At 73.7% G+C, this 26,441-nt stretch carries 29 protein-coding genes and 1 tRNA gene; 25 read left to right on the plus strand and 5 right to left on the minus strand.

The features are described from left to right. The first annotated feature begins 293 nt into the window (after nucleotides 1-293). The 9 genes from fdh (at nucleotide 294) to Q2K19_RS27570 (ending at nucleotide 11,078) form a co-directional block, all read left to right on the plus strand. A complete protein-coding gene (fdh, locus tag Q2K19_RS27530; RefSeq protein ID WP_302765030.1) occupies nucleotides 294-3,563 on the plus strand; it encodes a formate dehydrogenase in 3,270 nt (1,089 codons plus the stop codon). 2 nt (nucleotides 3,564-3,565) lie between these two features. Continuing rightward, nucleotides 3,566-4,609 (plus strand): 4Fe-4S dicluster domain-containing protein, encoded by a 1,044-nt coding sequence (locus Q2K19_RS27535; protein ID WP_302772770.1) that lies wholly within the window; start codon nucleotides 3,566-3,568, stop codon nucleotides 4,607-4,609. Continuing rightward, nucleotides 4,606-5,916: an NrfD/PsrC family molybdoenzyme membrane anchor subunit gene (gene nrfD, locus Q2K19_RS27540; RefSeq protein ID WP_302765031.1), complete on the plus strand. Its 1,311-nt coding sequence runs from the start codon at nucleotides 4,606-4,608 to the stop codon at nucleotides 5,914-5,916. The genes Q2K19_RS27535 and nrfD overlap by 4 nt, the downstream gene beginning before the upstream one ends. Nucleotides 5,917-6,025: 109 nt before the next feature. Then, nucleotides 6,026-7,252, plus strand: a complete 1,227-nt coding sequence (locus Q2K19_RS27545) for an L-lactate MFS transporter (protein WP_302765032.1) — start codon at nucleotides 6,026-6,028, stop codon at nucleotides 7,250-7,252. 60 nt (nucleotides 7,253-7,312) lie between these two features. Further along, nucleotides 7,313-7,408: transfer RNA gene (locus tag Q2K19_RS27550), tRNA-Sec, on the plus strand. A 75-nt stretch (nucleotides 7,409-7,483) separates the two neighbouring features. Then, on the plus strand, nucleotides 7,484-8,776 hold the full coding sequence (gene selA, locus Q2K19_RS27555; protein WP_302765033.1) for an L-seryl-tRNA(Sec) selenium transferase: 1,293 nt from the start codon (nucleotides 7,484-7,486) through the stop codon (nucleotides 8,774-8,776). Nucleotides 8,777-8,778: 2 nt separating this feature from the next. Continuing rightward, nucleotides 8,779-10,542 carry a selenocysteine-specific translation elongation factor gene (selB, locus tag Q2K19_RS27560; RefSeq protein WP_302765034.1) on the plus strand — a complete coding sequence of 588 codons (1,764 nt, stop codon included), beginning with the start codon at nucleotides 8,779-8,781 and terminating at the stop codon, nucleotides 10,540-10,542. A 74-nt stretch (nucleotides 10,543-10,616) separates the two neighbouring features. Continuing rightward, nucleotides 10,617-10,814, plus strand: a complete 198-nt coding sequence (locus tag Q2K19_RS27565) for a hypothetical protein (protein ID WP_302765035.1) — start codon at nucleotides 10,617-10,619, stop codon at nucleotides 10,812-10,814. 78 nt (nucleotides 10,815-10,892) lie between these two features. After that, nucleotides 10,893-11,078 (plus strand): hypothetical protein, encoded by a 186-nt coding sequence (locus Q2K19_RS27570; RefSeq protein ID WP_302772919.1) that lies wholly within the window; start codon nucleotides 10,893-10,895, stop codon nucleotides 11,076-11,078. Nucleotides 11,079-11,092: 14 nt separating this feature from the next. Here the strand turns inward: Q2K19_RS27570 and Q2K19_RS27575 are convergent, their stop codons facing one another. Next, a complete protein-coding gene (locus Q2K19_RS27575; RefSeq protein WP_302765036.1) occupies nucleotides 11,093-11,746 on the minus strand; it encodes a hypothetical protein in 654 nt (217 codons plus the stop codon). Between the two features lie 128 nt (nucleotides 11,747-11,874). Between Q2K19_RS27575 and Q2K19_RS27580 the strand changes: the two genes are divergently transcribed. Continuing rightward, nucleotides 11,875-12,081: a hypothetical protein gene (locus tag Q2K19_RS27580; protein ID WP_302765037.1), complete on the plus strand. Its 207-nt coding sequence runs from the start codon at nucleotides 11,875-11,877 to the stop codon at nucleotides 12,079-12,081. Here Q2K19_RS27580 and Q2K19_RS27585 read toward each other — a convergent pair. From Q2K19_RS27585 to Q2K19_RS27595, 3 genes are all read right to left on the minus strand, one after another. Further along, a complete protein-coding gene (locus tag Q2K19_RS27585) occupies nucleotides 12,078-12,554 on the minus strand; it encodes a hypothetical protein (RefSeq protein ID WP_302765038.1) in 477 nt (158 codons plus the stop codon). The genes Q2K19_RS27580 and Q2K19_RS27585 overlap by 4 nt on opposite strands. After that, nucleotides 12,551-12,760, minus strand: coding sequence for a phosphatidylethanolamine-binding protein (locus Q2K19_RS27590; RefSeq protein WP_073833194.1), 210 nt, complete (start codon nucleotides 12,758-12,760; stop codon nucleotides 12,551-12,553). The genes Q2K19_RS27585 and Q2K19_RS27590 overlap by 4 nt, the downstream gene beginning before the upstream one ends. A 63-nt stretch (nucleotides 12,761-12,823) precedes the next feature. Next, nucleotides 12,824-13,705 (minus strand): universal stress protein, encoded by an 882-nt coding sequence (locus Q2K19_RS27595; protein WP_302765039.1) that lies wholly within the window; start codon nucleotides 13,703-13,705, stop codon nucleotides 12,824-12,826. A 120-nt stretch (nucleotides 13,706-13,825) separates the two neighbouring features. Between Q2K19_RS27595 and Q2K19_RS27600 the strand changes: the two genes are divergently transcribed. The 15 genes from Q2K19_RS27600 to Q2K19_RS27670 all read left to right on the plus strand — a co-directional run bounded on the left by Q2K19_RS27600 (nucleotide 13,826) and on the right by Q2K19_RS27670 (nucleotide 25,649). Continuing rightward, entirely contained in the window at nucleotides 13,826-14,572 is a 747-nt protein-coding gene (locus tag Q2K19_RS27600) for an SAM-dependent methyltransferase (protein WP_302765040.1), read from the plus strand. A gap of 215 nt (nucleotides 14,573-14,787) precedes the next feature. Beyond that, the gene (locus Q2K19_RS27605; RefSeq protein WP_302765041.1) at nucleotides 14,788-15,978 is read left to right on the plus strand and encodes a PP2C family protein-serine/threonine phosphatase; all 1,191 of its coding nucleotides are present in this window, start codon (nucleotides 14,788-14,790) and stop codon (nucleotides 15,976-15,978) included. A 29-nt stretch (nucleotides 15,979-16,007) separates the two neighbouring features. Then, nucleotides 16,008-16,475, plus strand: a complete 468-nt coding sequence (locus tag Q2K19_RS27610) for a MarR family transcriptional regulator (protein ID WP_302765042.1) — start codon at nucleotides 16,008-16,010, stop codon at nucleotides 16,473-16,475. Nucleotides 16,476-16,778: 303 nt separating this feature from the next. Then, a complete protein-coding gene (locus Q2K19_RS27615; RefSeq protein WP_446839589.1) occupies nucleotides 16,779-17,420 on the plus strand; it encodes a CDP-alcohol phosphatidyltransferase family protein in 642 nt (213 codons plus the stop codon). Beyond that, nucleotides 17,417-18,355 (plus strand): DUF881 domain-containing protein, encoded by a 939-nt coding sequence (locus Q2K19_RS27620; protein WP_302765044.1) that lies wholly within the window; start codon nucleotides 17,417-17,419, stop codon nucleotides 18,353-18,355. Before Q2K19_RS27615 ends, Q2K19_RS27620 begins: the two co-directional genes overlap by 4 nt. Further along, entirely contained in the window at nucleotides 18,352-18,684 is a 333-nt protein-coding gene (locus Q2K19_RS27625; protein WP_302765045.1) for a small basic family protein, read from the plus strand. Before Q2K19_RS27620 ends, Q2K19_RS27625 begins: the two co-directional genes overlap by 4 nt. A gap of 10 nt (nucleotides 18,685-18,694) precedes the next feature. Then, nucleotides 18,695-19,603 carry a DUF881 domain-containing protein gene (locus Q2K19_RS27630; RefSeq protein ID WP_302765046.1) on the plus strand — a complete coding sequence of 303 codons (909 nt, stop codon included), beginning with the start codon at nucleotides 18,695-18,697 and terminating at the stop codon, nucleotides 19,601-19,603. 58 nt (nucleotides 19,604-19,661) lie between these two features. After that, on the plus strand, nucleotides 19,662-20,042 hold the full coding sequence (gcvH, locus tag Q2K19_RS27635; RefSeq protein ID WP_302765047.1) for a glycine cleavage system protein GcvH: 381 nt from the start codon (nucleotides 19,662-19,664) through the stop codon (nucleotides 20,040-20,042). Nucleotides 20,043-20,261: 219 nt separating this feature from the next. Next, the gene (gene odhI / locus Q2K19_RS27640; protein ID WP_007071101.1) at nucleotides 20,262-20,714 is read left to right on the plus strand and encodes an oxoglutarate dehydrogenase inhibitor Odhl; all 453 of its coding nucleotides are present in this window, start codon (nucleotides 20,262-20,264) and stop codon (nucleotides 20,712-20,714) included. A gap of 50 nt (nucleotides 20,715-20,764) precedes the next feature. Then, a complete protein-coding gene (ftsR, locus tag Q2K19_RS27645; protein WP_302765048.1) occupies nucleotides 20,765-21,466 on the plus strand; it encodes a transcriptional regulator FtsR in 702 nt (233 codons plus the stop codon). A gap of 211 nt (nucleotides 21,467-21,677) precedes the next feature. Next, nucleotides 21,678-22,142: a bifunctional nuclease family protein gene (locus Q2K19_RS27650; RefSeq protein ID WP_073833177.1), complete on the plus strand. Its 465-nt coding sequence runs from the start codon at nucleotides 21,678-21,680 to the stop codon at nucleotides 22,140-22,142. Nucleotides 22,143-22,352: 210 nt separating this feature from the next. Continuing rightward, nucleotides 22,353-22,925, plus strand: coding sequence for a MerR family transcriptional regulator (locus Q2K19_RS27655; protein ID WP_302765049.1), 573 nt, complete (start codon nucleotides 22,353-22,355; stop codon nucleotides 22,923-22,925). A 485-nt stretch (nucleotides 22,926-23,410) separates the two neighbouring features. Next, on the plus strand, nucleotides 23,411-23,800 hold the full coding sequence (locus Q2K19_RS27660; RefSeq protein WP_302765050.1) for a group I truncated hemoglobin: 390 nt from the start codon (nucleotides 23,411-23,413) through the stop codon (nucleotides 23,798-23,800). A 2-nt stretch (nucleotides 23,801-23,802) separates the two neighbouring features. Continuing rightward, the gene (locus Q2K19_RS27665) at nucleotides 23,803-24,969 is read left to right on the plus strand and encodes a globin domain-containing protein (RefSeq protein ID WP_302765051.1); all 1,167 of its coding nucleotides are present in this window, start codon (nucleotides 23,803-23,805) and stop codon (nucleotides 24,967-24,969) included. Next, a complete protein-coding gene (locus tag Q2K19_RS27670) occupies nucleotides 24,966-25,649 on the plus strand; it encodes a DivIVA domain-containing protein (RefSeq protein WP_302765052.1) in 684 nt (227 codons plus the stop codon). Before Q2K19_RS27665 ends, Q2K19_RS27670 begins: the two co-directional genes overlap by 4 nt. A gap of 48 nt (nucleotides 25,650-25,697) precedes the next feature. Here Q2K19_RS27670 and Q2K19_RS27675 read toward each other — a convergent pair whose 3' ends face one another. Then, nucleotides 25,698-26,354 carry an NAD(P)H-binding protein gene (locus Q2K19_RS27675; RefSeq protein WP_302765053.1) on the minus strand — a complete coding sequence of 219 codons (657 nt, stop codon included), beginning with the start codon at nucleotides 26,352-26,354 and terminating at the stop codon, nucleotides 25,698-25,700. Nucleotides 26,355-26,441 lie beyond the last annotated feature (87 nt).

Here is a 26,441-nt window from a genome sequence, read left to right on the forward strand (position 1 = left end):
CGTACCGTTGTGCAGAGCGTCGGTGTGTCCAGTGTCCCCGGGCCTCACCCAAATTGCCTTCGCGGAGTTCCGTTCGGCTGGAGCCGCGTCGCGCCACTCGCCGAGAGGCGACCTGCACACCGACGCCCAGCGACGCCCCGGCCACAAGCCGGGGCGTCGCTGTTTGCGCACCTACGGGAGAGAGCGCGAACCACGCACGGGGAAAATGATCCGCCACTCAGGTCGCGGGCGCCCGGTGGCTGGCCTAATGTCAGGAGGTCAGCTTCCGCCAGCGGGGGAGGGGGTGTTCCGGGATGGGTGTGAAGACCTTCATCCAGGGTTGGCCGGTATACCGGCAGCTCACGGGCACCGACCCGCTCGGCCGGGGCGCCGCGGCCCAGTCTGCCCGGTCGGCGGCCCTGACCGCGCGCACGGAGACGGCCGACAGCATGGCCCGGTCGGTGTGTCCGTACTGTGCGGTGGGTTGCGGGCAGCGGGTGTACGTCAAGGACGGGCAGGTCACCCAGATCGAGGGGGACGCGGACAGCCCGATCTCCCGCGGCCGGCTCTGCCCGAAGGGCTCGGCCAGCAAGAGTCTGGTGACGAGCCCGCTGCGGCAGCAGAAGGTGCGCTACCGCCGTCCGTACGGCACGGAGTGGGAGGACCTGGACCTCGACGTCGCGCTCGACATGATCGCCGACCGGGTCCTTGCCGCCCGTGACGAGACGTGGGAGGACGTCGACGACGCGGGGCGGCCGCTGAACCGGACGCTGGGGATCTCCAGCCTCGGCGGGGCGACGCTGGACAACGAGGAGAACTACCTCATCAAGAAGCTGTTCACGGCGATGGGGGCGCTCCAGATCGAGAACCAGGCGCGGATTTGACACTCCGCCACCGTCCCCGGTCTGGGGACCAGCTTCGGTCGCGGCGGCGCGACGGACTTCCAGCAGGACCTGGTCAACGCTGACGTCATCGTCATCCAGGGCTCCAACATGGCCGAGGCCCACCCGGTGGGCTTCCAGTGGGTGATGGAGGCCAAGAAGCGCGGCACCAAGGTCTTCCACGTCGACCCGCGGTTCACTCGGACGAGCGCGCTGGCGGACACGTACCTGCCGATCCGGGCGGGCACCGACATCGCGCTGCTCGGCGGCGTGGTGCGCTACATCTTGGAGAACGAGCTCGACTTCCGCGAATACGTGGTCGCCTACACCAACGCCGCGACGATCGTCAGCGACGATTTCGTCGACACCGAGGAACTCGACGGCCTCTTTTCCGGCTTCAACCCGGAGACGCGGGCGTACGACCAGCAGAGCTGGCAGTACGCGGGGCATGAACGCCAGGGCGAGACCACGGACACCGGCATCGAGCGGGAGACCGCGGCCGGGCTGCGGCACGAATCGCACGGCATGCCCGTGCACGGCCAGACCCAGCGGGACGAGACGCTGCAGCACCCGCGCTGCGTCTACCAGATCCTCAAGCGGCACTTCGCCCGCTACACCCCGGAGATGGTCGAACGGGTCTGCGGCATCCCGCAGGAGAAGTTCCTCGAGCTGGCCCGCGCCTGGACGGAGAACTCGGGCCGGGACCGGACCGGCATGCTGGTCTACTCGGTGGGCTGGACCCAGCACAGCGTCGGCGTGCAGTACATCCGCACCGGGGCGATCATCCAGCTGCTGCTGGGCAACATGGGCCGCCCGGGCGGCGGCGTCCTGGCCCTGCGCGGGCACGCCAGCATCCAGGGCTCCACGGACATCCCGACCCTGTTCAACCTGCTGCCCGGCTACCTGCCGATGCCGCACCATGCGACGCACCAGACCTTCGACGACTGGGTGCGGAGCATCCGGCACCCCGGGCAGAAGGGCTTCTGGGGCAATGCGCGCGCCTTCGCGGCCAGCCTGCTCAAGGCGTACTGGGGTGATGCCGCGACGCCGGAGAACGACTTCTGCTACGGCTACGTGCCGCGGATGACCGGCGACCACGGCACGTACCAGCAGGTCTTCAACATGATCGAGGGCAAGATCAAGGGGTACTTCCTGCTCGGTCAGAACCCGGCGGTCGGCTCCGCGAACGGCCGGGCGCAGCGGCTCGGCATGGCGAACCTGGACTGGCTGGTGGTCCGCGACCTGTTCATGATCGAGAGCGCGACGTTCTGGAAGAACAGCCCCGAGGTGGCCACCGGCGAGATCGTGCCGCGGGAGTGCCGCACCGAGGTGTTCTTCCTGCCGGCGGCCTCGCACGTGGAGAAGGAGGGCACCTTCACCCAGACCCAGCGACTGCTGCAGTGGCGGGAGAAGGCCCTGGACCCGCCGGGCGACTGCCGTTCCGAGCTGTGGTTCTTCTACCACCTCGGCCGCAAGCTGCGGGAGAAGCTGGCCGGCTCCGACAAGCCGCGCGACCGGGCGCTGCTCGACCTGGCCTGGGACTACCCGACGCACGGCCCAACAGCCGAGCCGAGCGCCGAGGCGGTGCTGCGCGAGATCAACGGCTTTGACGTACGGACCGGCCGCCCGCTCGGCGGATTCGCCGAGGCCCGGGACGACGGTTCGACCGCCATCGGCTGCTGGATCTACTCAGGGGTCTACGCCGAGGGGGTCAACCAGGCCGCCCGGCGTAAGTCCCGGCACGAGCAGAGCTGGGTGGCCCCCGAGTGGGGCTGGGCCTGGCCCGCCAACCGGCGCATCCTCTACAACCGCGCCTCGGCCGATCCCGAGGGGCGGCCGTGGAGCGAGCGCAAGAAGTACGTCTGGTGGGACCCCGAGAAGGGCGAGTGGACCGGGTACGACGTGCCGGACTTCGAGAAGACCAAGGCGCCCACGTACCGGCCCCCCGAGGGTGCCGCCGGCCCGGCGGGCCTGGCCGGCGACGATGCCTTCGTCATGCAGGGCGACGGAAAGGGCTGGCTGTACGCGCCGCGAGGGGTCCTCGACGGGCCGCTGCCGACCCACTACGAGCCGGTCGAGTCGCCGGTGCGCAACCCGATGTACGGCCAGCAGGCCAACCCGACCCGCAAGGTCTACATCACCCCGGTGAACCGGATGAACCCGAGCCCGCCGGAGGAGCACACCTCGGTCTTCCCGTACGTCTTCACGGTCAGCCGGCTCACCGAGCACCACACCGCCGGCGGCATGAGCCGCTTCGTCCGGCCCCTGGCGGAGCTGCAGCCGGAGATGTTCGTGGAGGTCTCGCCGGAGCTGGCCGCCGAGGTCGGGCTGGCGCACCTCGGCTGGGCGCACCTGGTCACCGGCCGGGCCGCGATCGAGGCCAAGGTGCTGGTCACCGACCGGCTCACGCCGCTGCGGGTGGAGGGGCGGGTGATCCACCAGATCTGGCTGCCGTACCACTTCGGCTCCGAGGGGCTGGTGACCGGCGACTCGGCGAATGACCTCTTCGGCGTCACGCTCGACCCGAACGTGTTGATCCAGGAGAGCAAGGTGGGCACCTGTGACATCCGCCCCGGCCGGCGGCCGACCGGCAAGGCGCTGCTCGACCTGGTCGCCGACTACCAGCGGCGCGCCGGGCTGACGCGGGAGCACCGCAGCCCGCTCATCACCACGGAGGCCGGCACCGAGTGGAGGAACGAATGACGCTGTTGGAGGGCAACAGCCTCTACGGGCCGCTCGATCCCGCGCCGGACGCCGGGTGGACCGAGGCGCCGCCCCGGATGGGCTTCTTCACCGACACCAGCGTCTGCATCGGCTGCAAGGCCTGCGAGGTGGCCTGCAAGGAGTGGAACGACGTGCCCGCCTCCGGGTTCGACCTGCTCGGCATGTCGTACGACAACACCGGCGCGCTCACCGCCAACTCGTGGCGGCACGTCGCGTTCATCGAGCAGCCCCTGCCGGCCGGACACCGGACCCCGCCGTTCGCTGGCGGGCCGGTCGGGGAGGCGGTCAGCCCGGCCGCCGCGGCGGCCGCCGCCGGTACCACGGAGGACACCGGCACCTACCCCGGCCTGCCGCCGGGGCAGCCCGAGGCCGCCGCGCGGATGTCCGCCGGGCCGGAGTTCCTCGGCATGCCCGGCGCGCAGCCGCCCGGCCGGTCCACCGGTGCGGAGACCCGCACCGACTTCCGCTGGCTGATGATGTCGGACGTCTGCAAGCACTGCACCCACGCGGCCTGCCTGGACGTCTGCCCGACCGGATCGCTGTTCCGCACCGAGTTCGGCACCGTCGTGGTGCAGGACGACATCTGCAACGGCTGCGGCTACTGCATCTCCGCCTGCCCGTACGGGGTGATCGACCAGCGCAAGGACGATGGCCGGGCGTGGAAGTGCACGCTCTGCTACGACCGGCTGGGCGCCGGCAAGACCCCGGCGTGCGCGCAGGCCTGCCCGACCGAGTCGATCCAGTTCGGGCCCCTGGACGAGCTGCGGGAGCGGGCCGCCGCCCGGGTGGCCCAGCTGCACGATCGCGGGGTGCCGGAGGCCCGCCTCTACGGTCACGACCCCACGGACGGCGTCGGCGGCGACGGCGCGTTCTTCCTGCTGCTGGACGAGCCGGAGGTCTACGGCCTGCCGCCGGACCCGGTGGTCACCACCCGGGACCTGCCGAAGATGTGGAAGCGGGCCGGCGTGGCCGCGCTGGCCATGGCGGCGGCGGCCGTCGCCGCGTTCGTCGGAGGTTCATCGTGAGTCCGGAGCGTGCCCCGGTGGGCGACCTGTTCCGCCGGTTCCGCGAGCGGCTCGCCGCCGAGGGGCCGGAGCGCCTCGGCGGCCCGGGCGCGCGTGCCGGTCACGGTCCGAAGGTGACGCCGACCGGCGCCGGCCCGGGGGCGAACGGCGGCGGGCCGCTGCTGGCCGGGCCGCAGGGCGGCAGTCGGGCCACCGGCTCCGGCGCGGGCGCGGCCCGGACCGACCGCGGCGCGGCCGAGCTGGGGCTGGCCCCGCAACCGCCGCGCGACGTGGCGCCGGCCGAGCGGCCCCGGCGCAAGGGCCGGCGGGGCGGCGGCGGGGAGCAGCTCACCGTGCCGCCCGCCGAGTTCACCTCCTACTACGGGCGGCCGATCCTCAAGGCGCCGGTGTGGAAGTGGGACATCGCGGCGTACCTGTTCACCGGCGGCCTCGCGGCCGGCTCCTCCCTGCTGGCGGCCGGTGGCCAGCTCACCGGCCGGCCGGCGCTGCGCCGGGCCGGTCGGGTCACCTCCCTCGCGGCGGTCACCGCCAGTGCCTACTTCCTCATCCACGACCTGGGCAAGCCGGCCCGGTTCCACCACATGCTGCGGGTGGCGAAGCTGACCTCGCCGATGTCGGTGGGCACCTGGATCCTCAGCACCTTCGGCCCGGCCGCCGGGGTCGCCGCGATCGCCGAGGCCGCGCCCTGGCTGCCCGAGCGCGGGCTGCTGGGCCTCGGCCGGAAACTGCTGCCCCCGGCCGGGCACGCCGCCGGGCTGGTCGCCGCGGTCACCGCGCCGGCGCTGTCCACGTACACCGGCGTGCTGCTCGCCGACACGGCGGTGCCGTCCTGGCACGAGGCGTACCCGGAACTGCCGACCATCTTCGCGGGCAGCGCCCTGGCCAGCGGCGCCGGCGTCGGGCTGCTCGCCGCGCCCACGGCGCAGGCCGGCCCGGCGCGGCGCCTCGCCGTCGCCGGCGGGGCCCTGGAGCTGTGGGGCTCGCACCGGGTGGAGACCCGACTCGGCCTGCTCAGCGAGCCCTACACGGTGGGGACCGCCGGCAAGCTGTTGAAGGCCGGGCGGGCGCTGACCGCCGCCGGGGTTACGGGCGCACTGATCGGCCGGCGCAGCCGGCTGCTCTCCGCGCTCTCCGGCGGCGCGCTGATCGCCGCCTCGGTCTGCACCCGGTTCGGCATCTTCCACGGGGGCGTCGCTTCGGCGAAGGACCCGAAGTACACCGTGGTGCCGCAGCGGGAACGCGCGGGGCGGAGCGAACACCGAGCAACAGACGTCAACGGGCCGGGCGCCGGCCCGACCGGGGGGTAGAAGGCAGCAGGCGCCGGGCCCATGAGCCGATACGGGGGTACCGCTCATGGCCACAACAGCCGCGGATTCGCGGGGGAATCGACAACCGACGCGGGGCCGATGGGGCCTCGTGGTCGCGGCAGTCCTCGTCCAGCTCGCGCTGGGCGCCGTGTACGCCTGGAGCGTGTTCAACAAGCCGCTCCAGGCCGAGTTCGGGTGGAGCAAGGCCGAGGTCGTGCTGCCGTTCGAGGTGGCGATCGGGACCATCTTCATCGGCAGCCTGGTGGGCGGGCGTATCCAGGACCGCCGGGGGCCACGGCCGGTCGCGCTGGGCGGCGGCATCCTCTACGCCGTCGGGACCATGCTGGCGTCGCTGGTGTCCTCCGGCGACCAGCTGTGGCTGCTGCTGCTCACCTACGGGGTGCTGGGCGGCATCGGGCTCGGCGCCGCCTACATCACGCCGATCGCCATGCTCAGCAAGTGGTTCCCCGACAAACGCGGGCTGATCACCGGGATCGCCGTCGCCGGCTTCGGCTTCGGCGCCGTGATCACCGCACCGGTGGCGAAGTCGCTGCTCGCCGGGACGGACCACAAGACCAGCGTCTTCCTGCCGCTGGGCATCGCCTACCTGGTCGCGGTGCTGCTGGGGGCGTCGTTCTTCCGCGACCCGCCGGCCGGGTACCGGGTGCCGGGCTTCACCCCGGCCGTCGGCGGCCGGGCCGTCGCCGGCACCCGCGTCTACACCTTCGGTGAGGCCCTGCGCACCCGGCAGTGGTACCTGCTCACCCTGATCCTCGCGCTCAACGTGACCTGCGGCATCGCGCTGATCTCGCAGGCCGCCGACGCCGCCCAGGCGGTCGCCGGGGTGAGCGCCGCGACCGCCGCCGGACTGGTCGGCATCCTCGGCCTGTTCAACGGCGGCGGGCGGGTGGCCTGGGCGTGGCTCTCGGACCGGATCGGCCGGATGACCGCGTTTCTCGGCATGCTCGTCCTGCAGGGCATCTGCTTCCTGATCCTGCCGCACGCCTCCGCCTTCTGGCTCTTCGCGGTCCTCGCCGCCCTGGTGTACCTCGCCTACGGCGGCGGCTTCGGCACCATGCCGGCAACGGCCGCCGACTACTTCGGCACCCCGAACGCGGGCGCCATCTACGGCGGGATGATCGTGGCGTGGAGCATCGGTGGGGTGGTCGGTCCGCTGCTCACCGCGCTGCTCTACGACGCCAGCGGCAAGAGCTACACCCTGCCGTTCACCGTGATCGGCATCCTCGCGTTCGTCTCGCTGGTGCTGCCGCCGATCACCAAGCTGCCCACCCCTCCCGGCGAGCCCCGACCGCACTTCGAGACGTCCGGTCCCTGATCGGGCGCGGGTACGCCCCTCCACAGGCGGCTGGAGATCGCATGTGGTTAAGTGCTGGATGGAGGCGTTCAGGCGGCTGGTGCCCCTCCCGGTCTTCAAAACCGGTGTGGTCCGGGACCCGGGCCAGGCGGGTTCGATTCCCGTCCGTCTCCGCCAAGCAACCAGGGGACCTGCCTCCGCGAGGCGACGAGGGACGTCGCCTCCACGAGGCGTGTCAGGGGAGATGACCCGATGCGTGACGCCGACCCGCGGCGGCGGGTGCCGCGTACCGACGCGTTGCTCGCGGACCCGGCCCTCGCCGCCGCGGTCGGCACGCTCGGCCGCGACCGGGTGAAGGCCGCGGTCGTCCGGGCCCAGCAGCGTGCCCGGGCCGGCGAGATCAACCCCGACGAGGTACGCGACGCCGCGCTGGCCGACCTGCCCGCGCCGGCGCCCCGGGCGGTGCTCAACGCCACCGGCGTCGTGCTGCACACCAACCTCGGCCGGGCCCCGCTCTCGGCCGCCGCCGTCGAGGCGCTCGTCGCCGCGGCCGGGCACACCGATGTGGAACTGGACCTGCCGAGCGGGCGGCGGGCCCGGCGCGGCCGGGAGGCGCTGGACGCGCTCGCCGCCGCCGTGCCCGACGCGGCCGCCGTGCACGTGGTCAACAACGGCGCCGCCGCGCTGGTGCTGGCCGCCACCGCCCTGGCCGCCGACCGGGAGGTCGTGGTCAGCCGGGGCGAGCTGGTCGAGATCGGCGACGGCTTCCGCCTGCCCGACCTGCTGGCGAGCACCGGCGCGCGGCTGCGCGAGGTCGGCACCACCAACCGCACCACGCTGGCCGACTACGCCGCCGCGATCGGTCCGCGCACCGGATTCGTGCTCAAGGTGCACCCGTCCAACTTCGTGGTCACCGGCTTCACCTCCGCGGTGCCGGTCGGTGAGCTGGCCACCCTCGGCGTGCCGGTGGTCGCCGACATCGGCTCCGGCCTGCTCGTCCCCGACCCGCTGCTGCCGGACGAGCCGGACGCGGCCGGCACCCTGCGCGCCGGCGCCCACCTGGTCACCGCCAGCGGCGACAAGCTGCTCGGCGGCCCGCAGGCCGGCCTGCTGCTCGGCACGGCCGACCTGGTCCAGCGGCTGCGCCGGCACCCCCTGGCCCGGGCCCTGCGGGTGGACAAGCTGACCCTGGCCGCGCTCGCCGCCACCCTGCACGGCCCGACCACCCCCACCCGGGAGGCGTTGCACGCCGACCCGGCCGCGCTGCGCGACCGCACCGAGCGGCTGCGCGACCGGCTCGGTGAGGACGGCTGCAAGGCCGAGGTGGTGCCCAGCGCCGCGGTGGTCGGCGGCGGGGGCGCCCCCGGCGTCGAGCTGGACTCGTGGGCGCTGAGCCTGCCCGAGCGGTACGCCGCGCCGCTGCGCACCGGCGCGCCACCGATCCTCGGCCGGGTCCTGCACGGCCGGCTCCTGCTCGACCTGCGCTGCGTACCGGCGGACGCCGACGGGACCGTGCGGGCGGCGATCCTGCGGGTGGGTGGCTGACCGTGTGGGTCGTGGCCACCGCCGGGCACGTCGACCACGGCAAGTCCACCCTGGTCCGCGCGCTGACCGGGATGGAACCCGACCGCTGGGCGGAGGAACGCCGCCGGGGCATGACGATCGACCTCGGCTTCGCCTGGACCGCGCTGCCCTCCGGCGGCACCGTCGCCTTCGTCGACGTGCCCGGGCACGAGCGGTTCGTGCCGAACATGCTCGCCGGCGTCGGCCCCGTCCCGGCCGCCCTGGTGGTGGTCGCCGCCGACGAGGGCTGGATGCCGCAGTCCGCCGAGCACCTGGCCGCGCTGGACGCGCTCGGGGTGGCGTACGGGCTGCTGGCGGTGACCCGCGCCGACCTGGCCGACCCGGGCCCGGCCCTGGCGCGGGCCCGGAAGGAGCTCGCCGCGACGTCGCTCGGCGAGGTGGAGGCGGTCGCGGTCAGCGGCGCCACCGGCGCCGGCCTGCCGGAGCTGCGCGCCGCCCTGGACCGGCTCGTCGCCCGGCTGCCCGCGCCGGCGCACGAGGACCCGGTGCGGCTCTGGGTGGACCGCTCGTTCACCATCCGGGGCAGCGGCACGGTGGTCACCGGCACGCTCGGCGGCGGCCGGCTGCGCGTCGGCGACCAGCTCGAACTCGCCGCCACCGGCGAACCGGTCCGGGTCCGCGGCCTGCACGCGCTGAACGCCGCCCGGGAGCGGGTCGACGCGGTGGCCCGGGTCGCGGTGAACCTGCGCGGCGTCGCCCGGGACCGGGTGGCCCGGGGCGACGCCCTGCTCAGCCCCGGCCGGTTCCGGCGGACCGACCTGCTCGACGTCCGGCTCGCCGGCGACCCGGCCGCCGACCTGCCGGCCACCCTCACCCTGCACGTCGGCTCCGCCGCCGTCCCGACCCGGGTACGCCCGCTCGGCCCGGACACGGTCCGGCTGCGGCTGGCCCGCCCGCTGCCGCTGCTGATCGGCGACCGGGCCCTGCTGCGCGACCCCGGCCGGCACCACGTCGCCGGCGGGGTGACGGTGCTGGACGTGGACCCGCCGCCGCTGCGCCGGCGCGGCGCGGCCGCCGCCCGGGCCGGTGTGCTGGCCGGGCTGGACGGCCGGCCGGACCTGGCCGGGGAGCTGCGCCGCCGGCGGCTGGTCCGGGCCGGTGAGCTGACCCGGATGGGGGTGCCCGTCACCGCCGCCCCGGTGGCCGGCGACTGGCTGGCCGACCCGGACCACTGGCGCGACCTCGGCCGGCGCCTCGCCGAGGAGGTCGCCCGGTACGCCCGGGAGCACCCCCTCGAACCCGGCGTCCCGGTCGACGTGCTGCGCCAGCGGCTCGCCCTGCCCGACCGGGCCCTGGTCGAGGCGCTGCTGCGCCCGCCGCTGCGGGTGCGGTCCGGCCGGGTCACCGCCGCCGCAACCGACGCGCTGCCCGAACCGGTGGCCCGTGCGGTCGAGCGGGTCCGCGTCGAGTACGGCGACCGGCCGTTCCAGGCCCCGGAGGCGCACCGCCTCGCCGACCTCGGGCTCGGCCCCCGCGAGATCGGCGCGGCCGTCCGCGCCGGGGCGCTGCTGCGGCTGGCCGAGAACGTGGTGCTGCTGCCGGGCGCGCTCGACGACGCGGTCCGGGTGCTCGCCCGGCTGCCGCAGCCGTTCACGCTCAGCGCCGCCCGGCAGGCCCTGGACACCACCCGCCGGGTGGCCGTGCCGCTGCTGGAACTGCTGGACCGGCGCGGCGCCACCCGGCGCCTGCCCGACGACGCGCGCGAGGTGGTGGCCCCGCCCGGCTGACCCGCGGCGCCGCGTGGCTCGGCGGCTGAGCCAAGCGGCACCGGCGGTACGCCTCCGTCGCCTACCGTGACGCCATGGACCCTGCGGCGGTCTGGCGGGACAAGAACCACCGGTGGCGGATCGAGGCGTACCGGGCGCCGGACCTGCGGTTCGCCATCTTCGCCACGAACGGGACCACCGAGTCGGCGCCGCTGTGGCTGTTCGGTATGTCCGCGCTGGCGCGGTGGCTGATGACCCACGCCATCTCCTTGGACGACCTGGAGAGCGACTGACGCGCCATCCGTCCCCGAAAGGGGGAACTGACCGCAAAACCACCCGGACCGGCTTGGCGCGGCCGTACCGTCCGAGGCGTGAAGGACCGAGGACTGCGGACGTTCATCACGGTGCTCGCCGGGCTCGCCGTCATCTACTTCGGGGCCACCGGCCACCGGCAGAGCGGTGGCGAGGGCAGCGGCATCTCCGGCGGCGTGGTGCTGCTGGCCCTGCTCGCCGCCGCGGTGGCCTGGCACCTCACCAAACCCGGCCCGGCCAAGTAGGCGCGGGACCGGACTCAGCGGGCGGCCGCCACCCGGCTGACCTCGCCCGCGGACTCCTGGCCGAGCGCCACCCGCACCAGCGCCGACGCGAGGCGCCCGAAGTCCGCCTCGCGGACCAGCCCGGCCAGCCCGCTCGGGTTCGCCGGCAGGCCCAGCCGCCGGGCCCCGGCCAGCGTCCGCCGGTCGGCGTACGGGCGCAGGTCCGGCCAGATCGCCTGCGCCTCGCGCAGGAAGATGTCCGCCCCGGCGGGGCCGATGCCGGGGAACTCGGTGAGCAGTCGGCGCAGCACCGTGCGGTCGCCGTCGGCCGCCTTGTGCAGCCGGCGCAGGTCGCCGTGCCATCGGTCGAGGCAGAGCCGGGCCCCGGTGCCGAGCATGGTGGCGGTCCGCTCGTCGTAGCGCCGGTAGTGGCCCCGGCCGAGCGCGTCCACCCGGTCCTGCCAGTTCGCCGCCTCCATCGCCCGCGGCGTCCGGTAGCCCGCGGCGAACAGTTCCCGGGCCGCGGCGAGCGCCACCGAGGCCCGGATCCGGGTGCTCAGCAGCGTGGTGAGCACGAGGAGCTGGTAGAGCGGGCCGGGCCGGTCGGCGAGGGAGATCCCCGCCTCCTCGGCGTACGTGCGGCCCTGCCGGTCGAGCAGCACCTGCGTCACGGTCCGATCGTCTGGCATCCCGTCGAGGTACCCGCCGCGGGCCGGTCCAGACGCCGGGGCCGCACCCGGAATGCGCGCGGCGGCGGCGGGTACCCGGTCCACGTGCGCGGCCCACGTCGCGTGCTCCCATCGGGAAGGAGAGACCCGTGGTCAATCCGCAGCAGCAGGAGTTCCGCCGCAACAACCGGGGTGGCACCAGCCAGGACAGCAAGGGCCCCGGGACGGCCGGGCACCCGCGCAACAGCGGTACGTCGAACGCTGACGTGGGGCGACCGGTTCCGAAGGGACAGGTCTCGCCGTACGGCCCGGCCGGCGAGCCGGTGGCCGACGACGAGAGCGGCCGGCCGGGCTAGCCGCCGGGCCGCGACGGCGGCCGCAGCCTCCGCCAGGTGGCTGCGGCCGCCATTCCGTATGCCAGGTGCGGGATGAGGTCCGACAACCAGTCGCCGGGCCGCCAGGTCCGGGGGTCGGACACGCCCAGCGCGGCGATCGACCCGTCCGAGGTGGCCATCACGCCGCCGCCGAGCAGACCCGCCGCCAGCGGCACTGGAATCTTGCGGCGGGCGGCGAGCACCCCGAAGAGGGCGCCGGCGGCGATCCCCGTCGCGTAACCGATCACCGCCCCGATGCCGGAGCGGCGGTTGGCTGCCTTCTTCTCGGGCCCGAGGTCGAGGTGGGCGACGTCCGCCAGGCGCCCGGCGGTCTCCTCCGGGGTGCTGCTCGCCGGCCGGGCCCGGAGCACGATGTCCAGGTAGCTGACGACGTTCAGCGCGGTGGTGCCGACGGCGCCGGCGATGGCGCCGTCGACCACGGGTGCGGCCCTCACTTCGGGTCGCCCGGTTCGCGCTCGCCCTTCGGGCCGAACGTCCGTTCACCCCGGACGATGCCGCGCTGGCCGCGGTCGTCCTGCAGGATCCGGTTCGCGACCTGGTTCGCCTCCTGGTCGGCCGCGCGTCCGGAATTCTCGATCAGATCGCGCAGCCGCGCCCGTTCCTTGTCGTAGGCGTTACTGCCCGGCCGTGGTCCTGGCATCGCTGCCTCCTCCGGTCGCTGTGGCTACCCGACCGTCTACCCGTCGGGGGCGCGGTCAACCGTTCAGTCGGCGGCGCGGACCACTACGGCGGGGCAGTCGGCGTGGTGCAGCACCCCCTGGCTCACCGACCCGAGCAGCAGGCCGCTCAGCTCACCGCGACCCTGCCCGCCGACGACGACCAGCTGCGCCGTGCGGGAGGCCTCGGTGAGCACGGCGACCGGCCGGCCGTGGACCACCTCCCGGGTCACCGGCACCTCCGGGTAGCGCTCGGCCACCCCGGTGAGCGACTCGGCAAGGATCCGGTCCTCCTCGCCGCGCAGCTGGTTCTCCTCGTACACCAGCGGTTGCATGTCGCCGGGGCCGCCGGAGTGCGGGTGGGTGTAGGCGTGCACGGCGTGCAGCCGGGTGCCTCGGAGGGCGGCCTCCTCGACCGCGAACTCCACGGCGGCCCGGGAGAGCGCCGAGCCGTCCACCCCGACCACCACCGGGCCGGTCGCCCGGGGCGCGCCGCGGGCCACCAGCACGGGGCAGTCGGCGTAGGCGGCGACCTGGATGGCGACCGACCCGACCACCAGGGTGGCGAACCCGCCGAGGCCGCGGTCGCCGAGCACGATCACGGTGGCGGTGGGGGACTCGCCGAGCAGCACCGCGGCGGCCTCCCCGTCGATGATCTCCCCGGAGACCCGGATTCCGGGCGCCGCCCGCTCGGCCTCCGCGACCGCGGCCGCGACCAGTTCCTCCGCCTGGTGCCGCAGGCCGCCGCCGGCTGGCCCGCCGGTCGGCGCCGCCACGGGCACGCGCAGCAGGGGCCAGATGAACCCGTGCACCACCCGCAGCGGTCGGTGTCGTCGGGCGGCCTCCGCCGCGGCCAGGCGGACGGCCCGCAGCGCCGGCTCCGAGCCGTCCACGCCGACCACGACCGCCGCGCCGTTCGCCGAGTTCACGGTGCACCTCCTGCCGCCCGCGGCCAGTATCGCGGCCGGTGGGGCGTCGTCGGGGCGATACCGCCGGAGCGGACCCGTGGGTACGCTGTCGACCACCGCCGGAGGAGGGGAGCCTCGTCGATGGCCGAGCCCGACCAGCCGAGCACCGCTCGCATGATCGACTACTGGCTCGGCGGCGAGCACCACTTCCCGGTCGATGTCGCCGCGGCCCATGCCTTCGAGGGGGCGTACGGGCCCGGCGCGGCGGTCTTCCGCTCGCTGCGGGACTTCCTCGGCCGGTCGGTCCGGTCGATCGCCGACGCTGGGGTGGACGCCTTCCTGGTCTTCGGGGCCGGCGTGCCGACCCGGGGCAACGTCCACGAGGTGGCCCGGGATGCCACGGTGCTCTACACCGATGTCGACCCGGTCACCATCCGCCTGGGCCAGCGCCTGCTCGCCGACAGCGACCGGGCCGGCTACGGCTTCGGCGACGCCACCGACATCGGCACCATCGACCCGGCCCAGTTGCACCGGTTCGTGCCGGGGTGGGGGAGGAGGCCGGTCGGGGTGGTCTTCCTCGGGCCGGCCGCGTTCCTGGACGACGACACCCTGGCCCGCACGCTCGACGAGCTGTACGAGGCGGCCGCGCCGGGCAGCTTCCTGGCGATCGACTTCGACGGCGAGGAGCTGACCGCCTACCCGGAGGCCCTGGCCATGATGGGGCCGGCGTTCCGGATGCGACCGCCCGGGGCGTTCGCCCCGCTGCTCGGGCACTGGGAGCCGACCGCCGACGGCATCGTGCCGGTCGCCGAGTGGCGGGCGGACGGCACGCCCGCCCCGGTGCCCGACGCCTGCTACGGCGCCGTGGCGACGAAGCCCGCCGCCTGACCGCCAGGCCGATCCACCCGCCGTCCGCGCCCTGACGGCACCTTCCTGGAGCCCGCACGAACGCTTGGGGCCGGCCGGTGTCCACGCAGGTCGGTCCCCGGGCGGTCGGGTCCGTCCCTGAGCCCGGTGCGGCGCCCGGAGCCGGGGCGTCGGGCGCTCGCCCGTCCTCCGTATCATGCTTGCCCTGTAGCAATAGTCGTCCTCGGAGGATGAACATGCCGGATGGGCTCGGACAGGTGTCCCGCGCGCTGCGCGCGGCCCCGCCCGACCAGTTGGCCGAGGCCACCGACCGGGCGCTCCGTCGGGCCCTCGGCGCCTCGCGGACGGAGGTGTTCATCGCCGACTACCGGTTCAGCGGGCTCTGGCCGGTGCTCGAACCGGCCGAGCCGGACGACGCCAAGCCTGCCGGACAGGGTGCGGCGAAGCGCTGTTTCAGCAGCCAGCAACCGGTGCTGGACAGCGGCGAGAACGGCAGCTGCCGGGTGTATCTGCCGTTGTCGGTCTGGGGCGAGCGACTGGGTGTGCTCCTGGTCGAGCTGCCCGGGTCCCCGGCCGCCGCGACCGTCGAAGAGGCCCGGGAGGTCGCGGGCGAGCTGGCGGTGGCGCTGCGCGCCGCCGAGCGGGAGACCGACCGGTACCGGCGGGCGCGCCGTCGGGAGCGGCTCAGCATGGCCGCCGAGATGCAGTGGGACCTGCTGCCCGGGCGCAGCGTCACGCACGGGGACTTCCTGCTGGCCGGGCAGCTCGAGCCGGCGTACACGGTGGGGGGCGACCACTTCGACTGGTCGGTCGACGGGGACCGGCTCACCGTCACCGTCCTCAACGGCGCGGGCACCGGCCTGGCCGCGGCGCTGCTCACCGCGGTGACGGTGAACGCCATGCGCAACGCCCGCCGCTCGGGCGGGAGCCTGGTGGAGCAGGCCGAGCTGGCCTCGGACACCATCTTCTACCAGCACCGGGGCAGCCGGCACGTGGCCACGCTGCTGCTGGAGCTGGACACCCGGCGGGGCGTGGTACGGGCGGTGGACGCCGGCTCGCCGCACGTGCTGCGGCTACGGGGCGGCACGGTCACCCCGATCCCGCTGGAGCAGCAGCTGCCGCTGGGCATGTTCGCCGAGACCCGCTACGACGTGCAGGAGTTCCCGGTGGAGCCGGGGGACCGGCTCTTCGTGGTCAGCGACGGGGTGTACGCCGCGCAGCCGACCGGCCAGGAGCCCTACGGGGAACGGGCCATGGCGCGCGCGATGCGGTCCACTCGGTTGCAGCCGGCGACCGAGGCAGTTGGTACGGTGATGCGCGAACTGCACGCGTACCACGCCGACACGGATCTCCGCGACGACGCGGTCGTGGTCTGCCTGGACTGGCGCGGTTCCAGCCCACCGGGCGATACCGGCGGGCGGGGCTAACACGAGCGGGATGATCGCAGGGGACAGCGGTGGAGCGACCTCCGAATCTTGCCGCGGCCATTGATGCCGCCGCCGAGGCGCTCGTCGGCGTGCTCGACGCCGCGTCGTCCCGGCACAACGTCAGCGTGTCCCCGACCCAGCTGCGTGTGCTGTCGCTGATCATGGCCCACCCGCACAGCAACGTGAACCGGCTGGCCGAGCTGCTGGACGTGGTGCCCTCCTCGGCGAGCCGGCTCTGCGACCGGCTGGAGGCGGTCGGCCTGCTGCGTCGGGTGGCCGACCCCCGCGACCGGCGCGAGGTGCGGCTGATCCCCACCGCCGCGGCCGAGGGCCTGCTGCGGGAGTTGAAGGACCGGCGCCACCAGGCGGTCCAGGCCGTGCTGGACCGGATGCCCAACCGGGTGCAGCACGAGTTGCTGCTGGCGCTGCTCGCGTTCAGCCAGGCGGCGGCGGTGCCCGCGCCGGCCGGGGCCGACACGTCCGCGCGTACCGCCTGAGGCCCGGAACCCAGGACCCGCGCCGGGCCACCACACCACTGTCCTAGGATGCCTTACGGATGGTGCGCGCCGTCACACGGCACAAGCCTGCGGCACGGGAAGCACGCACCGGGGCGAGCCGACGCGGCCCGATATAGTGGCAGCGCAACTGGCCGGCCCATGATCGACGCGATGGTGGGCCGCAACGGGGAGGTCCCAGCCCGGGATCGCAGAGGGCGCCGGCGCTGACCGGCCGGCAACGCGCACGTGCCTGGAGCGGCCGATCACGGTCGGCCGCCGGACCGTGCTGCGAAGGGAGGTTCGGTGTCGCGTCGGCCGGCTCCGTCGGAGCACCCGGCTCCGGGCGGTACCACAGCGGGCGTGGGGGACCGTGTCCTCACCCTGCCCAACCTGATCAGCTTCGTGCGGCTCGCCGGGGTGCCGCTCTTCCTCTACCTCTTCCTGGTGGTCCGCGCCGACGTGGCGGCGATCGTGGTGCTGGCCATCGGCGGCACCAGCGACTGGGTGGACGGCTGGATCGCCCGCCGCCTGCACCAGGTCAGCCGGCTCGGCGAGCTGCTCGACCCGCTCGCCGACCGCCTCTACATCCTGGCCACGCTGCTCGCGTTCACCGCCCGCGAGGTGGTGCCGTGGCAGTTCACCGCGGCGCTGCTGGCCCGCGAGCTGCTGCTGCTCGGCGCGCTGGGGGTGCTGCGCCGCTACGGGTACGGCCCGCCGCCGGTGCACTACGTCGGCAAGACGGCCACCTTCCTGCTGCTGGCCGCGTTCCCGACCCTGTTGCTGGCCGCCGCGGTGCCGGGCGCCGCCACCGTGGCCGGGGCGATCGGGTGGGGGCTGGCCTGGTGGGGTCTGGTGCTCTACTGGGTGGCCGGGGCGATGTACGTGGTGCAGGCCAGCCGCCTGGTCCGGGCGATGCGGGCCCGGCGCGCGGGAGCGGCGGCGTGAGCGCGCCGACCCGGGAGGGCCGGGAGCCGGCCGGGCGGGCGTACGCGCCGGACTTTCTCACCGAGCTGTTCCGCAACCCCCTCGATCCCGGGTACGGCGACGCGGCGGCCCGACGGCGGGAGGTGCCGCTGTCGCGGTGGCGTCGGCTGCTGGCCCGTCCGGTCAGCCTGGTGGTGATCGTGGTGATCGGGTTCCTGTTCGCGGTGGCGTACCGGGAGACGATGGCCGAGGAGCCCGGCCGGGCGAAGGCGCGGGCGGGGCTGATCTCCGAGATCAAGCAGCGCGAGGCCGAGACGGATCGGTTGACGGCGCGGGCGGATCAGTTGCGCGAGGAGGTGAGCCGGCAGCGGGACGCGGCGTTGAGCGGCTCGCAGGCGTCCCGGCTGCGGAACCTGGAGGCGGGCACTGGCCTGGGGCGGGTGCGCGGCGACGGTGTGGTGGTGCGGTTGGCCGACGCGGCGCAGGACAAGGACGCGGTGACGGGCGCGGATGCCGGGCCGTCCCGGGTGTTGTACTCCGACCTGCAGAAGGTGGCGAACGCGCTGTGGGCGGCGGGCGCGGAGGCGGTCGCGGTCAACGGGCAGCGGTTGACGGCGACGTCGACGATCCGTTCGGCGGGTGAGGCGATCCTGGTGGACTACCGGCCGGTGACGAGCCCGTACGAGGTGACGGCGATCGGTCCGGGGTCGATGCGGGACCGGTTCGAGGGCAGTCGGGCGGCGGGTCTGATGCGTGAGGTGGCGCGGACGACCGGGTTGTCGTTCGGGGTGAAGGATGCCGAGGGCGTCACGCTGCCGGCCGCGCCGCAGCCGCGGCTACGCTACGCCGAGCCTTCGGTGAGTCCGAGCCCGTCGGGTTCGGGTGTCGCCGGTTCGACCAGTCCGGGGCCGTCCGGCTCGCGGACGTCTCCCAGCCCCTCCGGAGGTGGCCGATGATCGCGGTGCTGGCGTTGCTCGCCGGTGTGCTGCTCGGGGTGTATCTGGACCCCACCGTGCCGGCGGCGTTGCAGCCGTACCTGCCGATCGCCGTGGTGGCGGCGCTGGATGCGGTGTTCGGCGGCGTGCGGGCGAAGCTGGACCGGATCTTCGACGACAAGCAGTTCGTGGTGTCGTTCATCTCGAATGTGCTGGTGGCGGGCGTGATCGTGTACCTGGGTGACCAGCTCGGGGTGGGCGGCCAGTTGTCCACCGGCGTGGTGGTGGTGCTCGGGGTGCGCATCTTCGGAAACGTGGCGGCGATCCGCCGGCACCTGTTCCGGGCGTAGGTTTGTGGCGATGAGCGAGGAGCACAGGGAGACGGGGACCGGGTGGCCGCAGCCGGCGGAGCCGGCGCGGCCGACGGGTCCGGCGGGTGAGCCGGATCCGCGCCCGGACGCGCCGGATCCGGACGAGTTGAGCCCGTTGGCGCCGGCGGAGCCGGATGCGCCCCCGGCGGACGAGCCGGCCGCTGACGAGCCGGGTGCGGCCGCGGAGCGGGTGCCGCTGTCGCGGCGGTTGACGTCGGCGGGCGCGATGATCGCGGTGTTGTTGGCGTTGCTGGGGTTCACCCTGGTGGTGCAGTTGAAGACGACGTCGACGGATCCGACGCTGGCGGCGACGCGCGAGGAGGACCTGGTCCGGATCTCGTCGGATCTGGATTCGCGGGAGCGGCGGCTGCGGCAGGACATCGCGGCGTTGGAGGAGAGCCAGCGGCAGTTGCGTTCCGGTGAGCAGGGTCGGCAGGCGGCGTTGGACGAGGCGACGCGGCGGGCGGACGAGCTGGGCATCCTAGCGGGGACGCTGCCGGCGGTGGGGCCGGGGCTGTCGGTGCGGTTCGACGGTCCGGACAAGGCGATCTCGTCGGCGCGGATCCTGGACGCGGTGCAGGAGTTGCGGGGCGCGGGCGCGGAGGCGATGCAGATCGCCGGGGCGGACGGGACGGCGATGCGGATCATCGCGTCGACGTACTTCGTGGATGCCGACGGTGGTGGTCTGGTGGTGGACGGGCGGCGGCTGCGTGGTCCGTACACGATCACGGTGATCGGGGATCCGGCGACGATGCGTACGGCGTTGAACATTCCCGGCGGGGTGGTCGCATCGGTGCAGGACGCCGGCGGTAACGTGACGCCCGAGGAGCATGAGGCTGTGGAGGTTTCGCAGCTGCACGCGCCGATCAAGCTGGATCACGCCCGGCCGGTTTCCTGACCGGTTCGGGCCGCGCCGGTTTTCCCCCCGGTGCACCGATGGATGAAGGACGCAACTGGTGATTCCTGAGGATCTGCGGTACACCGCCGAGCACGAGTGGGTGGCTGGCGGGGACGGCGGCGCCGTCCGGGTCGGTATCACGCACTTCGCGCAGGACGCCCTGGGTGACATCGTGTTCGTCCAGTTGCCCGATGAGGGTGCGGTGGTGGCGGCGGGTGAGCCGCTGGGTGAGATCGAGTCGACCAAGAGCGTGTCGGAGATCTACGCCCCGCTGAGCGGGACGGTGGCGGCGCGCAACGAGGCGTTGGCCGACGCCCCTGAGGCGATCAACACGGATCCGTACGGTGCGGGGTGGTTGTTGGAGATCACTCCGGATGATCCGGCCGCGGTCGAGGGTTTGCTGACCGCTGGTGCGTACCGCGAGCTCACTGAGAGCTGAGTTGTCGTGCCGGGCGGCGGGGGCTCGATCTCCGCGTGCCCGGTTGCCCTGCATTTCGGCGCTGGCTAGGCTCGCCCAGTCGACCGAGAAACCCAATAGTTGCGCGTTGTGGAATGCGCCTTCCCGGGCACGGGGAGCCAGCCGCCGGGTGTGTGACTGCCCGGCGGCCAGACCCACCATTACCCGACGCCGACCGAAACAGATCCGTGAGGTGGTCCCATGACGCGGCCAGACGACGAGTTCCCCCCACTCGACGTCACTTCGACGCTCAATCTCGGTTCGCTCGACGAAGTGCTGGAGGGGCCGGACACCGATGTGGTGCCGAGCCGGATGTCCGGTTCGTTGCCGCCGGGGATGGCGCTGCTGGTGGTTCGCCGGGGTCCGAACGCGGGTGCCCGATTCCTGTTGGACCACGATGTGACGACGAGTGGGCGGCACCCCGACAGTGACATTTTCCTGGACGACGTGACGGTGTCGCGGCGGCACGCCGAGTTTCACCGGGACGGCGGCACGTTCACGGTGCGGGACGTGGGCAGTTTGAACGGCACGTACGTGAACCGGGAGCGGGTCGAGGCGGCCACGTTGAGCAACGGCGACGAGGTGCAGATCGGCAAGTTCCGGGTGGTGTTCATCGCCGGTCCGCGTCCGGAGGAGGAGGCCGGCCGGGGGTGAACGAGCCTGCGGCTTCGACGCCGTCCGGGGCGGCGCGTTCCACTCCGCTGATGAGCATCGGCGAGGTGTTGGCGCAGCTGCGGGTGGAGTTCCCGGACGTCACCATCTCGAAGTTGCGGTTCCTGGAGGCCGAGGGCCTGGTGGAGCCGCAGCGGACGCCGGCGGGGTATCGGAAGTACAGCTGGGACGATGTGGCGCGGTTGCGGTTCGTGTTGACCGCGCAGCGGGACCAGTATCTGCCGTTGCGGGTGATCCGGGATCAGTTGGCGGAGTGGGACGTGTCGGGTTCGGCGCCGGGGCGGCAGCGGCCGACCCTGGTGGCGGTGGGTCCTGCCGGTGAGGTGCCGGGTCGGGAGGTGGCGGAGTCCGCCGAGTCGTCGGAGGTGCGGCTGGGGCGGGCGGATCTGGTGTCCCGCAGCGGTATCGACGAGTCGACGTTGGTGGAGTTGGAGCGGCTCGGTGTGCTGGTGTCGGATCCGCCGGGTTGGTACGACGCGGATGCGTTGATCATCGCGCGGGCGGTGGCGGGGCTGGCGGCGTACGGGTTGGAGCCGCGGCACCTGCGGGGGTACCGGACGGCGGCGGATCGGGAGGTCGGTCTGTTCGCGCAGTTGGTGGCTCCGTTGGCGCGGCAGAGTGATCCGGCGGCGCGGGCCCGGGCGGCGGAGACGGCGCGGGAGTTGGTGGCGTTGTCTCAGCAGTTGCACGCGGCTCTGGTGCGGGTGGGGCTGCGGTCGACGTTGGGTCGTTGACGGTGTGGTGGGGCCGGGTGTCGTGGGGGCGCCCGGCCTTTGCCGTGGGTGGGCTGGGAAAGATCTGTGTCGGCAAGCGTGTCGTAGGCTTGCTGGGGTAACCCCTTCCGCGAGGCGTGGTGCACGTAGCGCATGGGACTCTCGTGTCGCGGTCCGTGTACCGTGCAGGGAGGGGCGCGGTGCGTAGGCGACGACGACACGGAGGCGGGCGGTGCGCGAGCTGAGCGTGGTCGGAGTTCGGGTGGAGTTGCCCAGCAACCAGCCGATCGTCCTGCTGCGGGAGGTCGAGGGGGACCGCTATCTGCCGATCTGGATCGGCGCGGTCGAGGCGACGGCGATCGCTTACGAGCAGCAGGGGGTCAAGCCGGCCCGGCCGTTGACGCATGATCTGCTGCGGGACGTGTTGGCGGCGTTGCAGGCGCCGTTGCGGGCGGTGGAGATCACCGAGCTCAAGGAGAACGTCTTCTACGCCGATCTGTTGATCGGTGACGGGGTGCGCGTGTCGGCGCGGCCAAGCGATTCCATCGCGTTGGCGTTGCGGGTCGGGGCTCCGATTCGTTGTGCGGAGCAGGTCCTCAGTGAGGCGGGGATCGTGATCCCGGACGAGCAGGAGGACGAGGTGGAGAAGTTCCGGGAGTTCCTGGAGCAGGTGCGGCCGGAGGACTTCGCGGGCTGAGTGGTGGCCGGGTTCGGGCTCGGCGTGGACGCGGGTCGCCGTCACGGTGGGTGACGGTGGGCCGCGTTTTGGTGATCTTCCTGGGGCTGCGCGGCGTGTCGTGGTCGTTCCTGCGTGGTAGGTCCTGGGGGCCGCTATAGGGTTGCGGTTGTCGAGGGGTGCGCGTACGGGGAGACGACGGGGCACCGCACGGGCGGGGAGGTTGTCCGGATGCACGAGCCGCGAGATCCTGATCCAGGTACGGAACAGCAGCAGCCGGGCGGTGACGGCGATGTGGGCTACCGGGGTGTGACCGCTTGTTCGGCGGTGGGCATCAGCTACCGGCAGTTGGACTACTGGGCCCGCACGGCGCTGGTGGTGCCGAGTGTGCGGGACGCGTCGGGGTCGGGGACGTCCCGGTTGTACTCCTTCCGCGACCTGGTGGTGTTGAAGGTCGTGAAGCGGCTGCTGGACGCCGGGGTGTCGTTGCAGAACATCCGGAAGGCGATCGAGGCGTTGCGGTCGCGCGGGGTGGAGGACCTGGCGGGCATCACGTTGATCTCGGACGGGACGTCGGTGTACGAGTGCCGGTCGCCGGAGGAGGTGGTCGACCTGTTGCAGGGCGGCCAGGGGGTGTTCGGCATCGCGATCGGTGGCGCGTTCAAGGAGATCCAGGGTTCGCTGTCGCAGCTGCCGGCGGAGCCGGTGGGTGGGCAGGAGCCGGTGGCGCCGCCGGAGAAGCCGGCGGAGCCGGGGGGGGGTGACGAGTTGGCGGCGCGGCGTGCGCGTCGTCGGGCGGGCTGACTGGCCTGTCGGAGTTTGCGGGGACCGCGCCACGCCCAGATAAGCATGGTGTGGTCCTCTTTTTTGGTCACTGGGCGTGTTCGCCGCCGGTGCGGGTGTCGACTTGCGGGTGGCCGGCGGCGCCGCCCGGCCCGCCGGTCGGGTGCGGTAGGGCCGTCACCTGCAGAGACGCCCTGCCGGGCCGATGGTCGCCGGGGCTGTCCGTAAGGGACTGTCGAGGGTGCGACGGCGGCGTGCCGTCCACGCAGCGTCGCGGTGTTGTCGCGAGGTGCGAGCGCTGGCATGGCCGATGCCGACTGTCCGTAATTGACGGTTGTCGGGAATCGGATAGGGCAGGGGTGAACCGTTTCGGCGGGCACGCTATGGTCCGACACGGTCGCTTGCGCGTGGACGTTCGGTGGAGCCGGCGCGACTCGCGTGGGCTGCCGGTTGCCCCCTCTCCGCGGCGCTACCCGCGTGACCCCCCCTTCCGGAAGGAACCAACCATGACGGTGACCGAAGAGACCACTCCCGTCTCCCATTACGAGCGCATCGGCGGCGCCGCGGCGGTGAAGGCGGCCGTGGAGCTGTTCTACGACAAGGTGCTCGCCGACCCGGAGCTGGCCGGCTACTTCACCGAGGTGAACATGCCGGAGCAGCGGCGGCACCTGGCGCTGATGCTGGCGGTGGTGCTCGGCGGGCCCAACGAGTACGCCGGTCGCGGGCTGGCCGAGGCGCACCAGCCGCTGGGGATCACGCCGGCGCACTACGCGAAGGTCGGCGAGCACCTCACCGCCACGATGACCGAGCTGGGTGTGCCGGGCGACATCATCGCCGACGTGCACGTCGTGCTGGGCCAGGTGCAGGACCAGGTCGTGTCCGTGGGGAACGCCTGAGCGTGGACGCGGCACGGCTCAAGCGGAGCTGGTCCCTGGTCGCCGCGCACGGCGACCAGGTGCCGCTCTACTTCTACTCGACGTTGTTCCTGGCGTACCCGGAGACCCGGCAGATGTTCCCGACGAACATGGCCGGGCAGCGGGACCGCCTGGTGTCCGCGCTGGGGCACATCGTGTCCCATGTGGACCAGGTGGACCGCCTCGTCGGGTTCCTGCAGGAGCTGGGCGCGGATCACCGCAAGTTCGCGGTGCGCGCCGAACACTATCCGGCGGTCGGTGAGGCGCTGGTGGCCACGTTGCGGCACTTCCTCGGTGAGGTGTGGACCGACGAGCTGGCCGCCGACTGGACGGCCGCGTACGGGCTGGTGTCGAAGGTGATGATCGAGGCGGCGGAGGCCGCCGAGTCGACGTCTCCGCCGTGGTGGGTGGGTGAGATCCTCGCCCACGAGCGGCGGACCTTCGACGTGGCGGTGTTGACGGTGCGTCCGCAGTACCTGCTGCCGTTCACGCCGGGGCAGTCGATCGGGGTGTCGCATCCGGCGGTGCGGTCCTGGCGGTACTACTCGCCGGCGAACGCCCCCCGCCCGGACGGCACGCTGGAGCTGCACGTACGGGCGGCGCCGGGTGGTGTGGTGTCGTCGCGGCTGGTGTACGGGTGCGCGGTGGGTGACCAGGTCCACCTGGCCTCGCCGGTGGGTGACCGGTTGACGTTGTGGCAGGCCGGCACCTCCGACCTGCTGCTGTTGGCGGGCGGCACCGGCTGGGCGCCGGTGAAGGCCCTCGTCGAGCAGGTCGCGGCGGAGGGATCGGGCCGCCGGGTGGACCTGTACGTGGGTTCCCGCTCCCGGGCGGAGTTCTACGACACCGACGCGATGGACAAGCTGGCCGCCTCGTACCCGTGGTTGACGGTGAACTACGTGGTGGGCATGGATCCGCGCCGGCCGGGTGAGCTGGTGCACGTGGCGGACCGGGCGCTGGCCGACGGTGACTGGCGGTCCCGGCACGTGTACGTGTGTGGTTCGGATGAGATGGTGAGCCACTCGGTGGCGGCGCTGACCCAGGCGGGCTACCACCCCGGTCAGGTGCACCACGAGGGGTTCGGCAAGCACTGGTACGGGCCGATGTGGCGGGCGGAGACCGCCCCTGACCAATCCGGAGGTGTCCGGTGAGCGCGACCCCGATCAGCAGGTACGAGAGCGGACAGTTCTCCGGTGGGGTGCAGGTGCGCCTGACGGCGGACCGGGTGCGCCGGTGGGAGTTCGACTCGGCGTCGTTCACCCGCCGTGGCTACGACCATGCCGACGTGGACCGGTTCCGCATGCAGGTGGCCGACGAGATGGATCTGCTGGCCACGCAGATCGCGAACCTGCGGGCGGAGAACGAGCGGCTCAACGACCATCTGGAGCTGCACCGGCACGGGGTGATCCCGAGCACCGACCCGGCGGGGGCGCTGCCGGCGGCCAAGGAGGTCAACCTGCTGTCGGCGGCGCAGCGGGAGGCGGAGCAGATCATCGCGCAGGCGCACGACTATGCCCGCCGGGTCGCCGAGTACGCCCAGATGCAGTACGAGAGCTACATGCGGGCGGCGGCGGAGGAGGCGAAGCAGGAGGCCGAGCGGGCGGTGTCGGAGTACCGCAGCACGGCCGGCCCGAACTTCGACGACTCGGTGGCCACCCGGGAGGCGTTGCGGATCTTCGGTGACATGATGATCTCGCACATGCAGGCGGCGGCGCGGCACCTCGACGACGGCAGCGAGCAGTTGGCCCGCACGATGGAGCGCATCGCCCGCGAGGCCACCCCGGTCGGGGGTGGGCAGCCGCAGGCGGCGTTGCCCCGCCACCAGCACTGACGCCGGGCCGGCCCGCCGGCGCGGCGGGCCGGCCCCCGGGCTGTGCGGTCAGGGCGCGGCGGCGCGGACGGCGTCGGCGATCGGGGTCTCCCCGCCGACCAGTTCCAGGGTCAGCCCGGCCGTGTCCGGGGCGTAGAGCAGGGCGAGCAGCACCCGGGCGACGTCGGCGCGGGTGACCGGGCCCGGCGGCACGTGCCCGGCCAGGGTGATCCGGCCGACGGGTTCGTCGTCGGTGAGCCGGCCGGGGCGCAGCACCGTCACGGCCAGGTCCCGGCCGGTCACCTCCTGCTCGGCGGCCTTCTTCGCCCGCAGGTACGCCGCCCACACCTCGTCGGTGCCCGGGGCGGGTGGCGCGTCGACGCCCATGGAGGAGACCAGCAGGTAGCGGCGCACCCCGGCGCGCTGTGCGGCGTCGGCGAGCAGCACCGCGGCGGCCCGGTCGACGGTGTCCTTGCGGGCGGCGCCGCTGCCCGGCCCGGCCCCGGCGGCGAACACCACCGCGTCGGCGCCGGCCACCTGCTCGGCGACGGTGTCGACGTCGCTGTGTTCCAGGTCGCACACGACCGGCTCGGCGCCGGCGGCGCGCAGCGCCGCCGCGTGGGCCGGGTTGCGGATCAGCCCGACCGCGGTGTCGCCGCGCCCGGCGAGTTCCCGTTCCAGCAGCTTGGCGATCTTGCCGTGGCCTCCGGCGATGACGACGCGCATGCCCTCAACGTAGTCGCCGTGGTGGGCCGCTGGGACGGGCGCGCGCACACCCGCCCGTCCCGGCCGATGATCCGGCGGGTGAGGGTG

This window comes from Micromonospora sp. NBRC 110009, from assembly GCF_030518795.1.
Lineage (GTDB): Bacteria > Actinomycetota > Actinomycetes > Mycobacteriales > Micromonosporaceae > Micromonospora.

Coding starts and splice junctions, on each gene's coding strand:
- selA (WP_302765033.1), top strand. CDS start 7,484: ATGCGTGACGCCGACCCGCGGCGGCGGGTGCCGCGTACCGACGCGTTG.
- Q2K19_RS27565 (WP_302765035.1), top strand. CDS start 10,617: ATGGACCCTGCGGCGGTCTGGCGGGACAAGAACCACCGGTGGCGGATC.
- Q2K19_RS27575 (WP_302765036.1), bottom strand. CDS start 11,746: ATGCCAGACGATCGGACCGTGACGCAGGTGCTGCTCGACCGGCAGGGC.
- Q2K19_RS27590 (WP_073833194.1), bottom strand. CDS start 12,760: ATGCCAGGACCACGGCCGGGCAGTAACGCCTACGACAAGGAACGGGCG.
- Q2K19_RS27600 (WP_302765040.1), top strand. CDS start 13,826: ATGGCCGAGCCCGACCAGCCGAGCACCGCTCGCATGATCGACTACTGG.
- Q2K19_RS27605 (WP_302765041.1), top strand. CDS start 14,788: ATGCCGGATGGGCTCGGACAGGTGTCCCGCGCGCTGCGCGCGGCCCCG.
- Q2K19_RS27625 (WP_302765045.1), top strand. CDS start 18,352: ATGATCGCGGTGCTGGCGTTGCTCGCCGGTGTGCTGCTCGGGGTGTAT.
- Q2K19_RS27630 (WP_302765046.1), top strand. CDS start 18,695: ATGAGCGAGGAGCACAGGGAGACGGGGACCGGGTGGCCGCAGCCGGCG.
- odhI (WP_007071101.1), top strand. CDS start 20,262: ATGACGCGGCCAGACGACGAGTTCCCCCCACTCGACGTCACTTCGACG.
- ftsR (WP_302765048.1), top strand. CDS start 20,765: ATGAGCATCGGCGAGGTGTTGGCGCAGCTGCGGGTGGAGTTCCCGGAC.
- Q2K19_RS27655 (WP_302765049.1), top strand. CDS start 22,353: ATGCACGAGCCGCGAGATCCTGATCCAGGTACGGAACAGCAGCAGCCG.
- Q2K19_RS27660 (WP_302765050.1), top strand. CDS start 23,411: ATGACGGTGACCGAAGAGACCACTCCCGTCTCCCATTACGAGCGCATC.
- Q2K19_RS27675 (WP_302765053.1), bottom strand. CDS start 26,354: ATGCGCGTCGTCATCGCCGGAGGCCACGGCAAGATCGCCAAGCTGCTG.